The organism is Nocardia cyriacigeorgica (assembly GCF_010858045.1).
Lineage (GTDB): Bacteria > Actinomycetota > Actinomycetes > Mycobacteriales > Mycobacteriaceae > Nocardia > Nocardia cyriacigeorgica_E.
On record NZ_JAAGVC010000006.1, the window covers coordinates 194,381 to 213,709 of the forward strand.

A 19,329-nucleotide genomic window follows, 5' to 3' on the forward strand; every position below is an offset into this window, starting at 1 on the left:
GTCACGCAGTGAGCTCCATGATCGCGCGCTGCCCCGACAGCGCCAGCTGGGTGGGGAAGCTCATCCGCACCAGCCGATGCGGCGCCGCTTCCTCGAAATGGGCGATGAACGGCGGCAGGATGCCGCCGATCACCTTGTCCAGCAGCATGTTCACCTGCGCGAACCCGGGCCGCAGCCGTACCTGCCAGCACGGCACGCTGCCCGCGGGCACCTCGACGGTCATGCGCTTTTCGATCTTGGCGAGCAACGGCCAATGCACGGAGAAGGCCAGCCAGACGTCGATCTGCTCGATATGCCCCTCGGCGAATTCGAGACCGCGCAGCAGCGTCAACCCGCCCGCGATCGGCATGATGTTCAGCGGAAACGGCGCCGGTCCCGCACCGAATTGCAGATGCGTGGTGTGCAGGAAGTTCGCTTCTTCCCGCGAGACCACCGTGCTGCCGGACCGGGTTTCGGCTCGGTAGTGCTCGGCCCGCAACCGCTCGCCCGCGCGTTTGAACCGCTGCTCGATCGTCATGGACAGATCGCTGCCACCGCGCCCCGCCCCGCCGAGGCGGGCCTCGACCGTCGAGAGGTACCCGCCGGGCTCCCGCACGATGAGGTTGGTCATCTCGAAGCCCTGTGGCTGATCGGCGGGCCGGACCGAATACACCGATTTCTCGCCGTCGGGAATCCACGGATCCCGGAACACGGTGGGCACATATCCTCCTGGGTCAGCGGGGTTCCGCGGTCGCGGCGATGGCCACGAACACCGATTTCATGGCGGCGACGTAGCGTTCCACCGAAGCGTGCGCGACCTCGGTGCCTGGATAGATGACGCTCAACCACGTCCCCGTCGGCAGCCGGTTGATCCAGATGAGCACTTCCTCGGAGGCAGCGCGGTTGGCGTACACGCCCGCGGTGATCTCGTCGAAGAACTCGTGCCCGGTGAAATCCCGTGCGTCGATGAACGAGATCATCGGGGTGACCCAGCCCGGTTCGGCCTTGATCTCGGAATCGGCGGGCAGCAGTTCCAGCACGCGGTGAAAGGACGTGGGCGCCAGCCGGAGCCCGTTCTCGTAGGCGCGCTGGGCGATGGTCAGCGCCCGGGTGTGGGGGGTGCTCGGCCCGAGTGGGAACGCGACGGGCACGAGGGTCACGTACCAGCCCACCGAATTACCTTCGGCCGCCGATGTCCTGGTACTGATCGGCGTCATGCCGAAGTAGTAATCGGAATCGGTGAGTTCTCGTTCGGCCAGCGCGGCGGCCGCGAACGCGCCGCCGACGAATTCGGCGTCGTGCGCGCGGCACACCTGCTCGAACCTGGCGGCGTCGTCCTCGTCCAACAGCAGAATGCTGCGGTGCGCGCTGCGGTTGTATCCGTCGGACCGCTTGCCGAGATCCAGCGGAAACGACGGCAGCCGATTATCGTTGCCCCGCAACAGCTCCAGCCATTTGCGCACTCCCGGCGACGACAACGTCAACCGGTCGCTGTGCGCGCGCTCGGCCAGGCAGTAGTCCAGGTAGCTCGCCGCCGGCGGTAACGGCTCCGCCTCGCCCCACATCTGCGCCGCGTACAGCTGTGCGAAATCGGACGCGGACAGGTACTGCCCCAACCCGTCGGTGTGCAGGTGGTCGACGGCGAGGTACACCGTGGTCGATTCGCCGTGTTCGATCGCACCGAAGGTGAAGCAATCCCATTGGAACGGACCCGGTGTGGTCTTCTCCACGTGGGTGCGAATCGATTCCGAGTCGTCGATCATGCCGTAATCGATGGGTACGAACTCGACCGCGTCCTCGGGTACCAGATGCCGCCGCACCACCCCACCCGGTTCGATGGCGAACCAGGTGCGGAAGGTGTCGTGCCGCAACAGGAACTGATGGATCACCCGGGTCATCGTGTCCCGGTCCAGATCGCCGATCGGGATTTCCGCGGTGACCAGGCACAGCCCGGAGAACCGGAATTCGGCGTGCGCGTGCCGGTCGGCCAGCCGCAGATACTGTTCCTGTTGCAGTGACGGCGGCGCCGGATGTTCCGGCGCCTGTTGCGCACGTTCGAGCGAGCGCGGCGAGGCGACCCAGGTGATGAGACGGCCGGGGGCCGGCTCCCACTCATCGATGAGACCGAAATCGACCATGTCGGTGTCCTCGTTCCCTATCGGGCCACGGCCATGGACGATTCGTCGACGAGGTCGCTCGCCGCGGAACCGTTCCCGTTCGGGTGCGCGGCACCCGCGTCGCTGTGGCCGTTCGCGGCGGCGGCGACCACCACCGGCGCTTCCGGCACCGGCTGCGTCTGCCCGGCGTCGTGGGCGAGGATCAGCTCCGCGACCTTCGGACCGGCCTGTTCCAAGCTGAACGAGCGACCCATCTGCAACGACATCAGATCGATCCCGAGCGTCTTGGTGACGCGAGCGCCCAATTCGACCGCCATCAGCGAGTCGAGACCGAGCTCCGGCACCGGGACCGTCATGTCGATCGACTCCACCGGCACGCCCATGACCACGGCCAGTTCCTCGGCCATCTTGCGGGCGATGTAGGTGCCCCGTTTGGTCTCCTCCATGGCGGCCAGTTCCTCGCGCAGCCGCGCCAGTTCCGAGGTGTCCTTGGCGGAAGCCTTGGCCAGCGCGATGGTGCGCCCGGTGCGGGTCAACTGGGGGAAGGTGCCGGTCAGTTTGGCCCAGTCGGTCGGGATGATCGCCGCACGCGACACTCCGAGCCGCAGGGTCTGCTCCATGTAGGCGGTGGCGTCGGCCATGTCGATCGGGCCGAAACCGACCAGGTCGAGGTATTTTTCGGCGGTTTCGTCGGAGGCCATGCCGCCGGTGGCGCCGGAGAGGTGGCCCCAGCCGATGCACAGCGCCCGCTCACCGGCCCGCGACCACTTCTCGGCCAGCGATTCCACCGCGACGTTGGCCGCGCAGTAGTTGTACTGGCCGTAGATGCCGTACATCGAGCCGCCCGAGGAGCAGAGCACGAACATGTCGAGGGTGATCCCGGCGTCGGCGACGGCCCGGTGCACCACCTGCGCACCGTGCACCTTCGGCCGGTACACCCGGTCCAGCTGTTCGTATTCCATCTTCGAGATGCGGTTGTCGGCCACCGCGCCCGCGGCGTGGAACACCCCGCGCAACGGATGCTCGGCGCTGTGGTTGCGGGCGATCACCGCGGCGATCGCATCGGCATCGGTGACGTCGGCGAGTTCCTCGATCACCTCGATGCCGACGGTGCGCCACGCGTCGAGCTGCTGACGCGCCTCCTCGGTGGCCGGGCCGCGCCGGCCGAGCAGCACCAGTCTGCGCGCACCGCGCAGCGCCAGCCAGCGGCCGATCGCCAGGCCGAACCCACCGAAACCGCCGGTGACGAGGTAGCTCGCGGTGTCGCTGATCTCGACCTCGGGCAGGTGGGGCCGCACCGGCGGTTCGGGTGAATCCATCCGCAGGGCGATCCGGGCCGGCCGCGACGAGCGCAACGTCTCTTCGAACGCCTTGCTCACCTCTTCGGTTTCGTACAGCTGGTACGGCAGCGGAGTGTAGGTGCCGTCGGTGACCTTCTCGAACACCCGCTCGAGCAGCCGGGCCAGCCGCTGCGGCTGCACCGCCACCAGCCGGTCCAGGTCCATCGAGTAGTAGGCGAGGTTCTTGTCGAAGTTGGCCAGCTCCAGCAGTCCGCCGGTATAGATGTCGGCCTTACCGACCTCGACGATCCGGCCGAACTCCGCGGCGGCATTGAAGTTCTGCCGCAGGATCTCCCCCGGCGCACTGCTGACGATCACATCGGCACCCACGCCATTGGTCAGGGCCAGCACATCGTCGACGAAGTTGAGCGAGCGCGAATTCACCGCGTAATCGGCGCCGAGGGCGAGCACATGGGCACGGCGTTCGTCGGTGCTCGCGGTGCCGATGATGCGGGCTCCGCGTGCCTTCGCCACCTGGATGGCGGCGGTGCCGACGCCGCCGGCCGCGCCGTGGATCAGCACCGTCTCCCCCGGCTCCAGCCTCGCCAGATCCAGCAGCGCGTATTCGGCGGTGCCGAAGGCGATGGTGCTGGTGCAGTGGGCGGGATCGGTGTCGGCGGGCAGCACGACCGCGAGCTGCCGGTCCACCACGGCGTACCGGCGCATCATGCCCTTGGAGGCCACCGCCACCAGGTCACCGACCGCGACGTCATCGACGCCGTCGCCGACGCGCACCACGGTCCCGACGCCTTCCATACCCGGCACGGTGCCGAAGTAGGTCGGCGCCAGCTCGCGTTCACCGAGCAGCCCGATGATCTTGAGCGGGTCCTTGTAGTTCAAGCCGATGACCTGCATACGGACCTCGATCTGACCGGCGCCCGGTGCCGTGCGCGGGCATTCTCGCCAGGCCAGCGCCGACAGCAGCCGGTTGCGTGGGATGTCGAGTGCGAAGTTCGCCTCCGGATCGGTCAGCGGTGTCGTCGCATCGAGTTCCTCGAGCCGGTCGGGCAGCGGCTTGGTGACCACCGGCGCCCAGCGTGTGCCATCGCGCAACAGCACCTCGTCACAGTTGTCGTGCGAGAAAGCGCCCGGCACGGCCAGTTCGGCGACCAGGTCGGCGATCGCGGTGCCCGGCTCGATGTCGACGAGCCGCCACCGCAGCGGGGTCTGCTCGTTGAGCAGCACGCGCCGGGCACCGGCCAGCGCGGCCTGATGCGGATTCGGCGGAACCTGGCTGTCGGGCAGGGTGAACGCGCCCTCGGTGACCAGGGTGCAGTGGACGACGCCGTCACCGAAGACCGATTGCGGGGTGTCGGCGCCCTCGACGGGTGGGTTGGCGAATTCGTCCACCGCGACCGCGAGACGCTTCAACGTCCACAGGGCGGTCATATCGTCGTCGACCGTGCCTGCGACGAGGCAGACATGCAGTCGATCGGTGCCGTCGGCCCTGGCGGCCGCCAGGTTCGCGACCAGGTCGGCGTCGAGCGAATCCGCGGCCGGATCGGCGACGTAGAGCCGTGAACCGGGCAGCGCGGCCGCGAGTTCGCCCGCACGGCTGCCCGCACCGAGTTGCACGATGACGGTGGACACCGTTCCGGCCTCGGCCAGCGCGGCCGGGTCGATCGGGTCCCGCTGTTCCATGGTGTCGCTGTAGTAGAAATCGGCCATCCGGTGCATCGGGCTGTCACCGGGTTTGAGCGCACCGATCTGCAGGCCCGTCAGCCTGGCGACCAGCAGGTGATCGGAGTCGAGCAGATCCACGTCGGCGCGCAGTCGGGCCGACGGGTCCCGCCGGACGACGACGGTGATCTCGTCCGGCAGATCGGCCAGCAGGCGAACGGCTGCCACACCGACGGGCACCATCACGCCCTCGTTGATGCGTTCATCGGCGAACAACAGGGCGGCGCACTGCATGGCGGCGTCGACGACGGCGGGGTGGGCGAGGTGCCCGGAATCGGCGGCGATCGAGCCGTCGACGGTGGCCACCACCGCGTCGCGGCCGACCCGCACCGACGTCACCCGCTGGAACGACGGACCGTACTGCAGGCCCGCCGCGGCCAGACCGGAGTAGAACATCGCCGGATCCACATCCACGCCGACCTCGATGGACGGCACCCGGACCACGGTCTGCTCATGGCTGCCGGTCAACGTCCGCCCGGAGGCGTGCACCGTCCATGCGGTTCCGGTGGCGCTGCGCGACCGGATCAGGAAGCGGCCACTGGCCTCCTCCACGCTCAACGCGACCAGCGGCACGTCCGGTGCGCCCATGATCAGCGGCGCGATGAACCGCACCCCTTCCAAGGCGACCTGTTTCGCGCCGATCCTGGACGCGGTGGCACTGAGCGCCGCGTCCAGGTAGGCCGCACCTGGCATGATCTTGATGCCGTTGACCACGTGATCCGACAGCCACGGCAGCACTTCGGTCCCCACCTGCAACAACCATTCGGGGCGGCCCTCGACGTCCGGATCGCCCAGCATCGCATAGGAATCGGGGGTGCCGAGGCGGGCCTGTTCGAACAGTGGCAGCGCCGAATGCAGCCGGGTGCGCTGCCACGGGTAGCGCGGCAGCGGCAGATGCGGAGTGGCCGGGCGATCGGGCGGGAACAGCTGGTCGCGGTCGAGCACACCGGCGGCGTGCAGGCCGATCAGGGTGCGGCGCAGGCTCACCGCATCGGGCTGCTCGCGGTCGAGGGTCGCCACGGTGGTGCCGTTGACGTCGGCGCTGAGCATCGCCTCGCGAATATTGCCCGACAGCACCGGATGCGGGCCGACCTCGAGGAACACGCGGCTGCCCGCGGCGGTCAGCGCGCTGATGGCGTCGTAGAAGCGCACCGGCTGACGCACATTCGACCACCAGTACTCGGCGTTCCAGTCGCCCTCGGTGACCTGTGCGCCGGTGACCGTCGAGTACAGCGGCACCCTGGGCGCACGCGGGTCCAGCCCGGCGAGCACCTCACGCAGTTCGGCTTCGATCGGCTCCATCAGCTTGCTGTGATAGGGCACTTCGACGCGCAGGCGCCGGGCGAAAACACCCTCCTCGGTGAGCTTTTCGGCCAGCTCGTCCAACCTCTGCACGTCACCGGAGAGGGTGAGTGCGGTGGGGCTGTTGATGGCTGCGATATCGATGCGCGGATCGCCGCCGATGAGTTCGACTGCCTGCTCCTGGCTCAGACCGACCGCGAGCATACCGCCGGTGCCCGCGGTGGTCGCCTGCAACCGGGCCCGGTGGTAGGCCACGCGCACCGCGTCCGGCAGTGACAGCATCCCGCTGATGTAGGCCGCCGACACCTCGCCGACGCTGTGGCCGACGATCGCGGCGGGCTCGATCCCGTACTGCGCCAGCTCACGCACGAGCCCGACCTGCACCAGGAAGTTGGCCGGCTGCGCCACCTCGGTGTGGGTGACCCGCGACTCGTCCTCGGGTTTGCGCAGCTCCTCGATGATCGACCAGCCCGCGACGGCCCGGAACTCGGCGTCGACCTCCGCGGCGGCCGCGGCGAACGCGCCGCCGTCGGCGAGCAGTTCCCGGCCCATCTTCCAGTGCTGCGGGCCCATGCCGGAGAACACGAACACCGGTTCGGCGGCGCGGGAAATGATGGTCTTGGAGGCGTCGCGGCCTTCGCCGCCGGCGTAGGCGCGCAGGTCGTGGATCAGCTCGTCGGTGGAGTCGCCGAGCAGCACACCGGTGCGGTACGGGTGCTGCGCCATCCGCGTCCACGCCGCTTCGGCGAGGTGCTCGGGGTCGGCGCCGGCGCTGAGCAGGTCGGCGAAACGTCCGGCCAGCGTCCGGGCGGCGGCGGTGCTGCGCGCGGAGATGGGCAGGATGCCCAGGTGGGTCCAGCTCGTCCTGGTCTCGGCAGGCTGCCGGGGAGCGCCCCGGTACTCCTGCAAGATGGCGTGGGCGTTGGTGCCGCCGTAGCCGAAGCCGTTGACCGCCACCGACATCGGCGGCGCGTCGGCGGGCAGCGGTTGTGCCTCGGTCTGCACGTGCAGGCCCAGCTCGTCGAACGGGATGTCGGGGTTCTGTTTCTCCAGCCAGCCCTGCGGCGGCAGCGTGCGATGCTTGATGGCCAGTGCCGCCTTGATGACGCTGGCCACGCCCGCGGCGGCCTCGGTGTGCCCGATGGTCGCCTTCACCGAGCCGACGCCGACAGTGCCGTCACGCCCGGTCGCCGCACCGAATACCTGGCCGAGGGCCCGCAATTCGACCGGGTCGCCGACCAGCGTGCCGGTGCCGTGTGCTTCGAGGTAGGTGATGGATTCCGGGGCCAGGCCCGAACGCTCGCACACCGAACGCGCCAGCGCCTCTTGCGAATCGACATTGGGCACGGTGATCGCGGTGGTGCGCCCGTCCTGATTCGATCCGGTGGCCTTGACCACGGCATAGATCCGGTCGCCGTCGCGCTCGGCGGCGTCGAGCTTCTTCAGCACCACCATGCCCGCACCCTCGCCGCGACCGTATCCGTCGGCGGAGGCGTCGAAGGATTTGCAGCGGCCGTCGGCGGCGAGGAAGCCGCCCTTGCACATCAGGACGAACGTCTCCGGCTGCAACATCACGTTCACCCCGCCCGCCAGCGCCACTTCGCAGTCGTCGTTGTCGAGTGCCTGGCAGGCCAGATGGAACGCGACCAGCGACGACGAGCAGGCGGTGTCGACGGTGATCGCCGGGCCGACGAGATTGAGCGCGTAGGCGATCCGGTTCGACAGCATGGTGTAGGACGCGCTGGCCGGGGTGTGCATATCGGTGTGGAACAGCGCGGGACCGACCACGCCGATCACCGACTGGTCCACCACGAACCCGCCGACGTACACGCCGACCGACGAGCCGGCTGCGCGTCCGGCGTACCCGGCGTCGTCGAGCGCTTCCCAGGTGACCTCGAGCATCAGTCGCTGCTGCGGGTCGAGCACCGTCGCCTCACGCGGTGAGATGCCGAAGAAGTCGGGGTCGAATTCCCACGGATCGATGGTCATGAAGGCGCCGCGCTTTGTGTAGGAGCGGCCAGGTGTGCGCGGCTCCGGGTCGTAGTAGCGGCGGTAGTCCCAGCGGTCGGCGGGCATGTCGACGACGCCGTCCCGCTTGTCGATCACGAAATCCCAGAAGGTCTCCGGTGAGTCGATTCCACCCGCGAACCGACAACCAATACCCACGATGGCAATATCAGACACACATTCCTCCGGTGTCTCGGTAGCGGCGATCACCGCAACCTTTTCTCGGCGATCACACTCGTCTCATGCGGCCCTACGCAGTCGACCGATGGGGCCCAAACTATGACCGAACGAAACGATATGGAAACGATTCGACCGAGGTTGGGGAACTCCACTGGCGCGTACCGGTGCGGCTTGTGATCGCACACCAGTCCGCCACCCGGCGCACCGGAAGGCGACCGGCTCCGACGACCGGCGAGAGTCGTGAATCCGCATTTCACCACCGCATTCCACACCGGACAAAGCCGCAAGCGCACGCCCCTTGACGACGCACGGCGCACCGATACACATGCGTCACAAACGATTACGACTCGCTCTTGTGACGCCACGGAAATCGGCACCGTTCCGCCCGGAGCGCTGCGGCGAAGTTGTATCGTCGCGTCGATCCTCATGCATACAGCCGGCATCCGCGATTATTCATCGCTACCGGTGGTGAATTCGTGAGTACATTTCGTCCCGCCTTGTCCGATGATGCCCGGCGGAGTCGGCGCCGCGTAGCAGCAGACCGGGCCGAACCGTGCAATGAAAATGGGAGGCGGCAATTGTTCGCCGAATTGACACAGTGGGCCGATGTGGTGGTGCGGCGGCGTTTCACCGTCATCGGGGTGATGGTGGCCGGACTGCTGGCCCTCGGCTGGTACGGGCTCGGGCTGGGCGGGCAGCTCAGTTCCAGCGGCTGGGATGATCCGGGCTCGGAGTCGGTGCGCGCGGCGCAATTGCGCGATGAGGTGTTCGGCACCGACCACAGCGCCGATGTGCTGCTGCTGTTCCACGCTCCCGAGGGCACGGCCATCGATGACCCGGCGTTCGCCGACCCGATCGTGGCGTGGCTGAACGCACTGCCGCAACGGTTCCCCGAGCAGATCGAGCGCGTCAACGGCGCCTTCTGGCCGACCGACACCGGCGTGGCCATGCCCGATATCTTCGGCACCGACGACCGACGGCACGCCTTCGCGTCGGTGGCGATCAGCGGCACCGATGACACCGCGCAGATGCGCAACTTCCGCGCCGTCGCCCCTGCTCTCACCCTGCCGGGCGTCGATATGGAAGTCGCGGGTGGACAGGCCGTGGCCGGCGCGTTGAACGACACCATGGCCGATGATCAGCGGCGAATGGAGCTGTTCGCCATCCCCGCGGTGGCGGTGCTGCTGTTCTTCCTGTTCGGTGGGGTGGTGGCCGCGGCGCTGCCGCTGATCGTCGGCGGGCTCACCGTGCTGGGCGCCTGGGGCCTGCTGCGGCTGCTCACCACGGTGACCGAGGTGAATTCGTTCGTCTCCCCGGTGGTTTCGATGGTCGGGCTCGGGCTGGCCATCGACTACGGGCTGTTCGTGCTCAGCCGGTTCCGGGAAGAGCTGGCCGACGGCCGCGAGGTGGACGACGCCGTGCGCCGCTCGGTGTCGACCGCGGGTCGCACCGTGCTGTTCTCGGCCACCATCGTGGTCGTTGCGGCGGGCGCCATCCTGGTCTTCCCGCAGGGATTCCTGAAATCCTTCGCCTACGGTGCCATCATCACCATCTCACTGGCAGCGCTCACCTCGATCACGGTGTTGCCCGCCCTGCTGGCGGTGCTCGGGCGCCGAGTGGATCGGTTCGGCGTCGCCTGGTTCCGCCGCACCAGCGCCCCGAACCAGGAGCCCGACAATGTGTGGGGCCGCATCGCGGGCCGGGTCATGAAGCGTCCGCTGGCGGTGGGATTCGTGGTCTGTCTCGGGTTGCTGCTGGTGATCCTGCCGATGCGCAACCTCGCCTTCGGATCGATCAACGAGCGGTTCCTGCCGCCGGAGCATCCCACCCGGCTGGCCCAGCAGCACTTCGACGAGTTGTTCCCGCTGCGCCAGATCGACCCGATCGACCTGGTTGTCGTCACCTTCGATACCGGTGCGGGCGAGACGGTCCTGGCCCGCGCCAATCAGGCGCCCGGCCTGGCTGCGCCGTTCCCCGCGTTGATGCAGCGCCCGGCCCAGCCGAATGTGTTCGCCACGCAGACCGTGCTCGGCGCCTCCGGCGAGGCCGGGGAAACCATCGACTATCTGCGCTCCATGCCGCTACCGGCGGGCACCACGCTGCTCGTAGGCGGTCAGCCCGCGATCGAGAAGGACAGCATCGACGCGCTGGTCGCGCGCATGCCGTACATGATCGCGCTGGTCTTCCTCGCCACCACCGTCCTGATGGCGCTGACCTTCGGGTCGCTGGTGCTTCCGGTGAAGGCCGCCGCCCTGAACCTGCTCGGTCTCGGCGCCACCCTCGGGGTGCTGACCTGGGTGTTCATCGACGGCCACGGCGCGGATCTCCTCGGTTTCACACCGCAGCCGATCATGGCGCTGGTGCTGGTGGTGATCGTGTCGGTGATCTATGGGCTGTCCACCGACTACGAGATATTCCTGCTCTCCCGCATCGTCGAAGCACGGGCGGCGGGCCTGTCCACCACGGATGCGATCCGCGCGGGCGTCGCCCATACCGGGCGGATCATCACCGCCGCTGCCCTGATCCTGCTGGTGGTCACCGGCGCGTTCGCGCTCTCGGAGCTGGTGATGATGCAGTACATCGCCTTCGGGATGGTGACAGCGCTGCTCATCGACGCCACGGTGCTGCGCGTGCTGCTGGTGCCCGCGAGCATGAAACTGCTCGGCGAGGCGTGCTGGTGGGCCCCGGCGTGGATGCGGCGGGTGCCGCGCGCGGTCGTGGTCGAAAAGGAACCGGCGGTCACGTCATCCGGTGACGCGGATCCGGCGCCGGCAGCGGGTGGACTGCGCTGAGCGACCGCTTCGCGCACAGGCGATCGTCGACTACAGCCATCGCGCGTGCGCCGGGCAGGCCGCTCTCCGAATCCGGCCGCCGACCAGCTCTCCCGCCTTCCCGGGGGCCATCCCCGTCGAGCGAAGTGCCCTCACTCGGTGATCGCGGCCTCGATCATCGGCCACGAATGGTGCAGGTCCTGCTGCCAGTAGCCCCAGGAGTGGGTGCCGCTGGGCCGGAGGTCGACGGTGGCGGGAATGTTCAACTCGCGCAGCCGGTCACGCAACTGCTCGGTGCAGGTATGGGCGACCGCGTCCAGCATGCCGCCGAGCACGATCTGATCGGCGAGTTTCCCCGGGTCGCCGTGGATTCCCGGACCGTCGAGGGCATCCAGCGGGCCCGGCCGGCCGGTGCCGGTGGCGACGTAGATGGCGGTGCCGCGCAGCTCTTCGGCGCGTAGGTAGGGATCGTTGGCCGCCCACAGCGGGTCCGACGGCGGCCCCCACATCTTGGCGGGATCGCCCTGCTTGCCCAGCACGACGGCGGTGACCAGCGCCCGGCCGCGCGGGTCGCTGGTGCGGACACAGCCGCTGTAGGAGGCGATGGCGCGGAACTTCTTCGGGGCTTCGATCGCCAGCTGGAAGACCGCGGCGGCGGCCATCGACAAGCCCGCCACCGCATTGACGCCGGTGGTCGTGAACGCGGAGTCGATCACCGGCGGCAGCTCTTCGGTGAGGAAGGTCGTCCAGCGGTTGCGTCCGAGCCGGGGATCGTCGGCGCGCCAATCGGTGTAGAAGCTGGCGCTACCGCCGACCGGCATCACCACGTTGACCTGCTTGCCGGCGAAGAACTCCACGGCGTCGGTGGTGGTGAACCAATTCTTGCTCTCGGTCCACGCGCCGTTCTCGTCACCGCCGTCGACGCCGTTGAGCAGATACAGCGTCGGCGCGGGCCGCGAAGCATCGGCAGCCGGAAGCACTTCGACCGTGATGGGCCTACCCATCGCAGCGGAATGGACCGTCAGATCCACGACGCGCCCTGGACCGTGCTGCGCGGTGAGCAGCCGTGAGCCGTTGTCCGCCGGCCTGGCGGCGTCCATCGCGCGCACCGGGAACGGCGGATCGGCGGGCGGGCCGGGGGCACCCGTCGCCTGGCCCTGCGATCCGCCGAGCGCCAGCGCGAGCGTCAGCACCAGCAGCGGTGAGCCGCGCAGGCGGGTGCGGCGGTCCCGGCCGCCGGTGCGGACATCCACTCGGGAACCTCACGATCGTCTCGGATGGGCCTTCGTGCGGCCGAGGCTACGACCGGCGCCCCGGGATCCGAGACAGATCGACCCAGGTTTGGGTCCACACCCAAACGGGCCGACGCGGCGCTGGTACCAGCGACAACGGGGCCCGATCCGAGTACGGGCCCGGGGCGGCGTCTCATCGTCGACGTCGGCGCGCCGGATCGGGCCGGTCATCACCCTCGACGGGTGAAGCGGAGACGCATCGAATCGGGCACATTCGGATCACTATCCGCACCCCACGAAGGGATGAACGATGTCGCACTCCACTGAAACCGACTCTCCGGTCAAGCAGGGCTTCGCGGCGGGGACCTCCATCGGCGCATCGATTCTGCTGCTCACCGTTGGTGTGCTGTCGATCCTCCAGGGCATCTCCGCGGTCGCCGAGGACCAGCTGTTCGTCGTCGGCATCGAATATGTCTACGAATTCGATACCACCACCTGGGGCTGGATCCACATCATCCTCGGCATCGTCCTGGTGGTCAGCGCGATCGGCCTGATGTCGGGCACCACCTGGGGACGCATCGCCGCGGTCACCATCGCGGCGCTGTCGATCATCGCCAACTTCCTGTGGCTGCCCTACTACCCGCTGTGGTCGATCCTGATCATCGCGCTGAACATCGTCGTCATCTGGGCGGTGACCACCTGGAACCCCGATCGGATGTGACGTGCGGGGACCGCGATTTCACCCTCGCCGTGTGACGCGGTGGCGGCAGCAGATCCCTAGGTTGACGGTATGGGTGCCGTAATCGGAGATCTGCTGCCGTTGGCCGTCGGTGTGGCGATCTCACCGATCCCGATCGTCGCGGCCATCTTGATGCTGTTGTCCGCCAACGCGGGCAAGACCAGTACCGGATTCGGGCTCGGCTGGGTTGTCGGCATCGTCGTGGTCACCGGCATCGTCGTCGCGCTGTCGGGCAGCCTGAGCGATTCCACCGACGACCAACCGTCAGCGGCCGCCTCCTGGATCAAGATCGTCCTGGGCGTCCTGCTGATCGGGCTCGCCGCCAAACAATGGCTCGATCGCGCCGATACCGCCGTACCGGGTTGGATGCAGGCCATCGACGAGTTCGGATTCGGTAAAGCGGTCGGGCTCGGCGTGCTGCTGTCGGCGGTGAACCCGAAGAACCTGCTGCTGTGCCTGTCCGCTGGCGTCGTCATCGGAACGGCCGGGCTCTCGGCCGGCGGCGTTGTCCTGGCGGTCGTGATCTTCACCGTTCTCGCGGGCTCGACCGTGCTGGTGCCCGTCATCGGCTACGCGGTGGCCGCCGACACGCTCCGTGGCGGGCTCGACACCATGAAGGCCTGGCTCCAGGCCAACAACCACATCGTGATGGCCATCGTGCTGCTGATCATGGGCGCGGTGGTGCTCGGGAAGGGCATCGGCGGATTGTGACGGCCGACCCGAGCGAGACGAGAGCACCGGCCCGCACCTGGCCGGTGTTCCTCTCGTTGCAGCACTACCAGCGCGGCTGGCTGCGCCCGGACGTACTCGCCGGGCTGACGGTCTGGGCGGTGCTGGTCCCCGAAGCCCTGGCCTACGCCTCCATCGCCGGGGTGCCGCCGGTGGTGGGGCTGTACGCCGCGGTCCCCTCGCTGGTGCTGTACGCGCTGGCGGGCAGTTCCCGGCATCTGGTGGTCGGCCCGATGTCGGCGACAGCGGCGCTGTCGGCGGCGATCATCGCGCCGCTGGCCGGCAGTGACGGCGCGCGCTTCGTCGCGTTGTCGACCGCGCTGGCCATCGCCACCGGCATCGTCGGTTTGATCGCCGGGCTCATCAAGCTGGGCTTCATCGCCTCCTTCATCTCCGAACCGGTGTTGAAGGGATTCATCGTCGGGCTCGCGCTGACGATCATCATCGGCCAGGTGCCGAAACTGTTCGGCATCGAGAAAGAACACGGCAATTTCTTCGAGCAGGCGTGGGGCGTCATCCGGCACCTCGGCGATACCCAGTGGCGCACGCTGCTGATCGGCGCACTGTCGCTCGCGGTGGTACTGGGGCTCAAACGCTGGCTGCCACTGGTGCCAGGCTCGCTGCTGGCGGTGCTGCTCGGCATCGGCGCGGTCACGGTCTTCGGGCTCGATGAGCACGGGGTGGCCATCGTCGGGCACATCGACGCCGGACTGCCGTCGGTCGGCCTGCCGGACGGGGTCGGCGCGAGTGACCTCATCGACCTGCTCGGACCCGCGGTCGGGGTGCTGCTGATCGGGTTCGCCGAAGGGCTCGGCGCAGCGAAAACCTATGCAGCCAAAGCCGGTTACGAGGTCGACGCGAACCGCGAGCTGTTCGGACTCGGCGCGGCCAATCTCGGATCCGGGCTCAGCTCGGGCATGGTGGTCAACGGCAGCCTGTCCAAGACCGCCGTCAACGGCAGCGCGGGCGCCAGGACCCAGCTCAGCGGGCTCGTCGTGGCGGCACTCGTGGTGCTGACGCTGCTGTTTCTGACCGGGCTGTTCGAGAAGCTACCGGAAGCGACGCTGGCCGGTGTGGTGATCGCCGCCGTCATCGAGCTCGTCGATATCGCCGCGCTGCGCCGCCTCTACCGGGTCTGGACCGCCCGGCTCGGCAGCATCTACGGCCACGCCGCCCGCGCCGATTTCCTGGCCGCCATCGCGGCGATGGCCGGGGTGCTGCTGTTCGACACTCTCCCCGGCCTGGTCATCGGTATCGGAGTGTCGATGCTGCTGCTGCTCTATCGCACCTCACAACCGCATATCGCGACCTTGGCCAAGGACGGCTCCCGCTGGGTAGACGCCGAACGCCATCCGGAGCTCGAGCGCAGGCCCGATGTGCTGGTGGTGCGTGTGGAATCCGGGTTGTTCTTCGCCAACGCCGATTACGTCAAACAGCACATCGAGGCGCAGTGCACCGATCGCACCAAGCTCGTCGTACTCGACGCCGAGACCTCGCCCGTCATCGACGTCAGCGCCGCGCAGATGCTGGCGGAGCTGCGGACCGTGCTGGCGCGGCGCCGTATCGATTTCGCGGTGGCGCGCGATGTCGGGCAGTTCCGAGATGCGCTGGCGCGCTCGATTTCCGGTTCCGAGCCGGTGCCGGTGTATCCGACGGTGCGCGCGGCTGTCGATGATCTCGATCGCCGTTAGCGGTTCGACGGCGGCTCGCCTCGCTCCGAATCGGGTGTGGGAGAAGCCGGTTCGCTCGGCGGCGCCGTGGCCGCAGGTGGCGCTTGCCCGCCGGCACCGGATTTCACGGACTCGTCCGGGGTGGGCACCGCGTCTTCGTCGTCGCCGGAGGCACCGCCGATCAACGCATCGACCCAGCGGGTCGAGGGGTCGATGTCGAGCAGCAGCGCCTTCACCAGCAGCGTCAACGGGATCGCCAGCAGCGCACCGAGCGCACCGAGCACCCAGGACCAGAACACCAGCGATAGGAAGGTCACCGTGACGCTCAAACCCACCGCGTCACCGACGAATTTGGGCTGGATGATCGACTGGATCACGAAATTGATGACGCTGTAGACCACGATCACCCACACCATCGCCATCGGACCGCCGTCGAGCAGCGCCAGCAGCGCGGGCGGGATCAACCCGATGACGAAGCCGATATTGGGGATGTAGTTGGTGATGAACGACAAGATCGCCCACAGTACCGGCAGCGGCACACCGAGCAACCACAGCGCGCCACCATCGAGGACGGCGACGATCAACCCGAACACCGTGGAGACGAGCAGGTAGGTGCGGGTGCCGTGCACGAAACGTGACAGCGCGAAGGCGATATCGGGGCGCGCTCGCCGCACCAGCCGCATCCGCCTGCCGATCGTCATGCCGTCGACGGCCATGAACAGCAGCAGGGCGAGCACGAAGAACAGGTTGGAGAACACCCCGAGCAGTCCGGCCAGCACGTCATCGAGGTAGCGGACGAGTTTGCCCAGATCGACGCTGCTCGTGGCCGTGTTGATCCGATCGTGGTCCACCCCGGCGCCGGCCAGCAGATTCCGTACCCCGGCCAGCAGGTCGTCGAGGTTGTCGGTGTATTTCGGTAACTCGGTGGCCAACTGGGCCGCCGAGACGATCAGCGCTCCGATCAGCCCGACGATGATCGCGCCCACCGCCACCACCGCGGCCACCATGCCGAGCCAAGCCGGCCAGCCGCGCTTGCGCGCCCACCCCTGCACGGGCTGCACCGCTATGGTGAGCATCAGGGCGAGGAAGACGGGGCCGAGGATCCCCGCGAACACCTTGGCCCCCGCGACTGCGACCACCGCGCCGGCCACGGCCAGCAACACGATCAGCCCACGCGGAATCGACCACATCGTGGACGGCGCACCAGCCGCCACCGGCGAACCCTCGGCTCCCATGGGCGACCTCCTCGGCACGCGTTCAGTTGGCGACGACCTCGCGCAGCTCGGCCTCCTGCGCATGCGGTCCCGTTCGGGCGAATCGGCGAAGTCAACCCAGCAATTGCCGCTTCGCCGCGGCGAACTCGTCGTCGGACAGCACGCCGGAATCGTGCAGTTGACCCAGCTGCTGAAGTTTCGCCACCAGGTCCTCGCCCCCGCCGGCCGCGGGCGCGGGTGCGGGCATCGGCGGTGATGGCGGTGGTGGTGGTGCCTGCTGTTGGGCGGCGTAGGCCTGGCTTTCGGCCGCACGCCGTTGGGCACGGCGATCCACGGCGTTGGCCGTCGCCCGTGCGGTTCCGGAGATCACCGCGGTCCGCGCGACAGTTCCCAACAACCCCGGGCGCCCGACCCGTCCGCCACGAAAAACCATTGCCGTCCTCCTCTTTCGATCGATGACCCGCTACTGGACCGACAGCGCCGCGTCGACGGCATCGCGGGGAATTTGCACATGCAGCGCGACCTCACCGCCCGCGCCGCGCACTGTGCCCGCCAGCGTGCGCGCCCACGTCTGCTCGTACACGATCACCACCGCCGAGGTGCCCGGGTCCATCGCATCCCGGACGACATCGAGATCGGCATCGCTGACCAAGCCGCGCGGATCGACGGTGAGGCCGTCGAGTCCGGTCTCGGCCAGCGATTCGTCCACCTCGATCTGGCGGACGGCCCCGCCCTCATCCATCGCGAGGTAGATGAGGTCGAGCACGGTGACGTAGCCGGCGTCGACCACCGCCGCCAGCTCGGCCCGCACGGTCGTATCCACCCTGGTACCGGGAAACGAGACCACGACCATTTCCACCGGTCCGAGTTCAGCTGCGTTCGACATGGGCTATACCGTTCCGGTGCGCCAGGTGGACACCGCCCAGATGACCACGATGTTCAAGGCGATGAGCAGCAGCGACCACCATGGGTAGTACGGGATCCACAGGAAGTTCGCGACGATGGACAAGCCCGCGAGGAACACCGCGACGACGCGGGCCCAGACGGCTCCGGTCATCAGCGCCAGTGCCGTGACGGCGATCAGCGCGCCCAGCACGATGTGGATCCAGCCCCAGGTGGTCAGGTCCCACCGGTAGGTGTATTCCGGTCCCTCGATGAACAATTCGTCGTCGGCGACCGCGGAGACGCCCTCCACGATGGACAGTACGCCGAGGACGAGCAGCAGCAGCGCGGCGGCGATCGTGGTGACCGCGGCGACGCCCTGGCGGACCGGATTGCGCGCGGGTTCAGTCATGTGTGTCATGGCCAGCCCTTTCTCGGTGATCGGCCGTAGTACAGGTATGCCGTAGCGCGGGCGGGCGGCGCGTCACCCGAAACGGATGAACCCGGGCACTACCGGATGATGCGGCCGCCGACGGTGTGCACGATGACGACGTCGGGATGCCATGGCACCAGATCGCGCACCGTCCGCTCGAGCTCCTCGACCGGAGGCAGCTGTTCGCGCGCCAGCACGTGGATGGTGGCCGCGTCGTTGTGCAGGCTGACGTCGGTGACCTGGGCGCCGGGCACTCCCGCCAGCCAGGATCTGGCCGCGTCGGCGATCTGGTCGGCCCACAGCGACGACAAGGAGTTCACCACCATCGGCACCGCCACCAGGATCAGTCCCGCTGCCAGCACCGCGTACGCCCGGCCCCGGCGCACCGCCGCGGTGCCGGCTTCGCGGGCGTATCCGGTCGCGACGAGCACCAGGGTCGCGGTGATGATCATCGCGACCATGTTGGAGGCGAACAGCACGAACGCGCCGAGCGCGAGACCGGGTGCGTCGGAGCCGAGGCATACCCCGACCACGGCCAGCGGCGGCACCAGCGAGATCGCGATCGCGACGCCGGGCAGCACGTCGCCGACGTCGCGGCGGATGATGGCGATGACGCCGACCAGTCCGGTGGCCAATGCCGCGGTCAGATCCATCAGCTTCGGCGAAGTGCGGCCCACCACTTGCGAATTGGACAGCACATTCGTGGGATTCGGCAGCACCTGCGAGAACAGGAACCCGACGAAGACCACCAGCACGATGCCCGCCAGCACCAGCAGCAGGCTGCGCGCGATCAGCGGTCCGCGTCCGGCGGCGATGCCGAGTCCCACCCCGAGGATCGGCACCGACAGCGGCGCGACGATCATCGCCCCGATGACGGTCGCGGTGGAATCGCCGACCACGCCGGAGGCGGCGATGATTCCCGAGAGCGTGAGCATGATCCAGAATGCCGATCGTTTCGTCGCCGATTCGCCCACGCCGAGATCGAGCCGATCGGTGAGCTCGTCGAGCGTGCGCCGCTGACCTGCGGGGACCAGCAGATGCATGGCCGCTCCCT

Annotated in this window: 13 protein-coding genes; 4 read left to right on the forward strand and 9 right to left on the reverse strand. The window is 68.4% G+C overall.

From position 1 onward, the window contains the following. Position 1 precedes the first annotated feature (1 nt). From GV790_RS08675 to GV790_RS08685, 3 genes are read right to left on the reverse strand one after another with little or no spacing between them, the layout of a single operon-like run. Positions 2-700: a hypothetical protein gene (locus GV790_RS08675; RefSeq protein ID WP_163812345.1), complete on the reverse strand. Its 699-nt coding sequence runs from the start codon at positions 698-700 to the stop codon at positions 2-4. Between the two features lie 13 nt (positions 701-713). Further along, a complete protein-coding gene (locus GV790_RS08680) occupies positions 714-2,117 on the reverse strand; it encodes a condensation domain-containing protein (RefSeq protein WP_163812348.1) in 1,404 nt (467 codons plus the stop codon). Positions 2,118-2,134: 17 nt separating this feature from the next. After that, a complete protein-coding gene (locus GV790_RS08685; protein ID WP_163812350.1) occupies positions 2,135-8,602 on the reverse strand; it encodes a type I polyketide synthase in 6,468 nt (2,155 codons plus the stop codon). A gap of 581 nt (positions 8,603-9,183) precedes the next feature. Between GV790_RS08685 and GV790_RS08690 the strand changes: the two genes are divergently transcribed. Beyond that, positions 9,184-11,397, forward strand: a complete 2,214-nt coding sequence (locus tag GV790_RS08690) for an MMPL family transporter (RefSeq protein ID WP_163812352.1) — start codon at positions 9,184-9,186, stop codon at positions 11,395-11,397. 131 nt (positions 11,398-11,528) lie between these two features. On the opposite strand, the gene GV790_RS08695 is transcribed toward GV790_RS08690, so the two are convergent. Continuing rightward, entirely contained in the window at positions 11,529-12,572 is a 1,044-nt protein-coding gene (locus GV790_RS08695) for an alpha/beta hydrolase (protein WP_163812504.1), read from the reverse strand. 346 nt (positions 12,573-12,918) lie between these two features. Here GV790_RS08695 and GV790_RS08700 point away from each other — a divergent pair, with 346 nt between their 5' ends. From GV790_RS08700 to GV790_RS08710, 3 genes are all read left to right on the forward strand, one after another. After that, a complete protein-coding gene (locus GV790_RS08700) occupies positions 12,919-13,329 on the forward strand; it encodes a DUF7144 family membrane protein (protein ID WP_163812354.1) in 411 nt (136 codons plus the stop codon). Between the two features lie 69 nt (positions 13,330-13,398). Beyond that, on the forward strand, positions 13,399-14,058 hold the full coding sequence (locus GV790_RS08705) for a GAP family protein (protein ID WP_163812356.1): 660 nt from the start codon (positions 13,399-13,401) through the stop codon (positions 14,056-14,058). After that, positions 14,055-15,767, forward strand: coding sequence for a SulP family inorganic anion transporter (locus tag GV790_RS08710; protein ID WP_280212418.1), 1,713 nt, complete (start codon positions 14,055-14,057; stop codon positions 15,765-15,767). Before GV790_RS08705 ends, GV790_RS08710 begins: the two co-directional genes overlap by 4 nt. Here the strand turns inward: GV790_RS08710 and GV790_RS08715 are convergent. The 5 genes from GV790_RS08715 to GV790_RS08735 all read right to left on the reverse strand — a co-directional run bounded on the left by GV790_RS08715 (position 15,764) and on the right by GV790_RS08735 (position 19,318). After that, positions 15,764-16,981 carry an AI-2E family transporter gene (locus GV790_RS08715; RefSeq protein ID WP_163812359.1) on the reverse strand — a complete coding sequence of 406 codons (1,218 nt, stop codon included), beginning with the start codon at positions 16,979-16,981 and terminating at the stop codon, positions 15,764-15,766. The genes GV790_RS08710 and GV790_RS08715 overlap by 4 nt on opposite strands. Before the next feature lie 91 nt (positions 16,982-17,072). Then, positions 17,073-17,393, reverse strand: a complete 321-nt coding sequence (locus GV790_RS08720; protein WP_163812361.1) for an SHOCT domain-containing protein — start codon at positions 17,391-17,393, stop codon at positions 17,073-17,075. 30 nt (positions 17,394-17,423) lie between these two features. Further along, on the reverse strand, positions 17,424-17,846 hold the full coding sequence (locus GV790_RS08725) for a DUF6325 family protein (RefSeq protein WP_163812363.1): 423 nt from the start codon (positions 17,844-17,846) through the stop codon (positions 17,424-17,426). Between the two features lie 3 nt (positions 17,847-17,849). Beyond that, positions 17,850-18,263: a DUF7144 family membrane protein gene (locus tag GV790_RS08730; protein ID WP_163812365.1), complete on the reverse strand. Its 414-nt coding sequence runs from the start codon at positions 18,261-18,263 to the stop codon at positions 17,850-17,852. Between the two features lie 89 nt (positions 18,264-18,352). After that, positions 18,353-19,318 carry a DUF389 domain-containing protein gene (locus GV790_RS08735; protein WP_163812367.1) on the reverse strand — a complete coding sequence of 322 codons (966 nt, stop codon included), beginning with the start codon at positions 19,316-19,318 and terminating at the stop codon, positions 18,353-18,355. Positions 19,319-19,329: the final 11 nt, after the last annotated feature.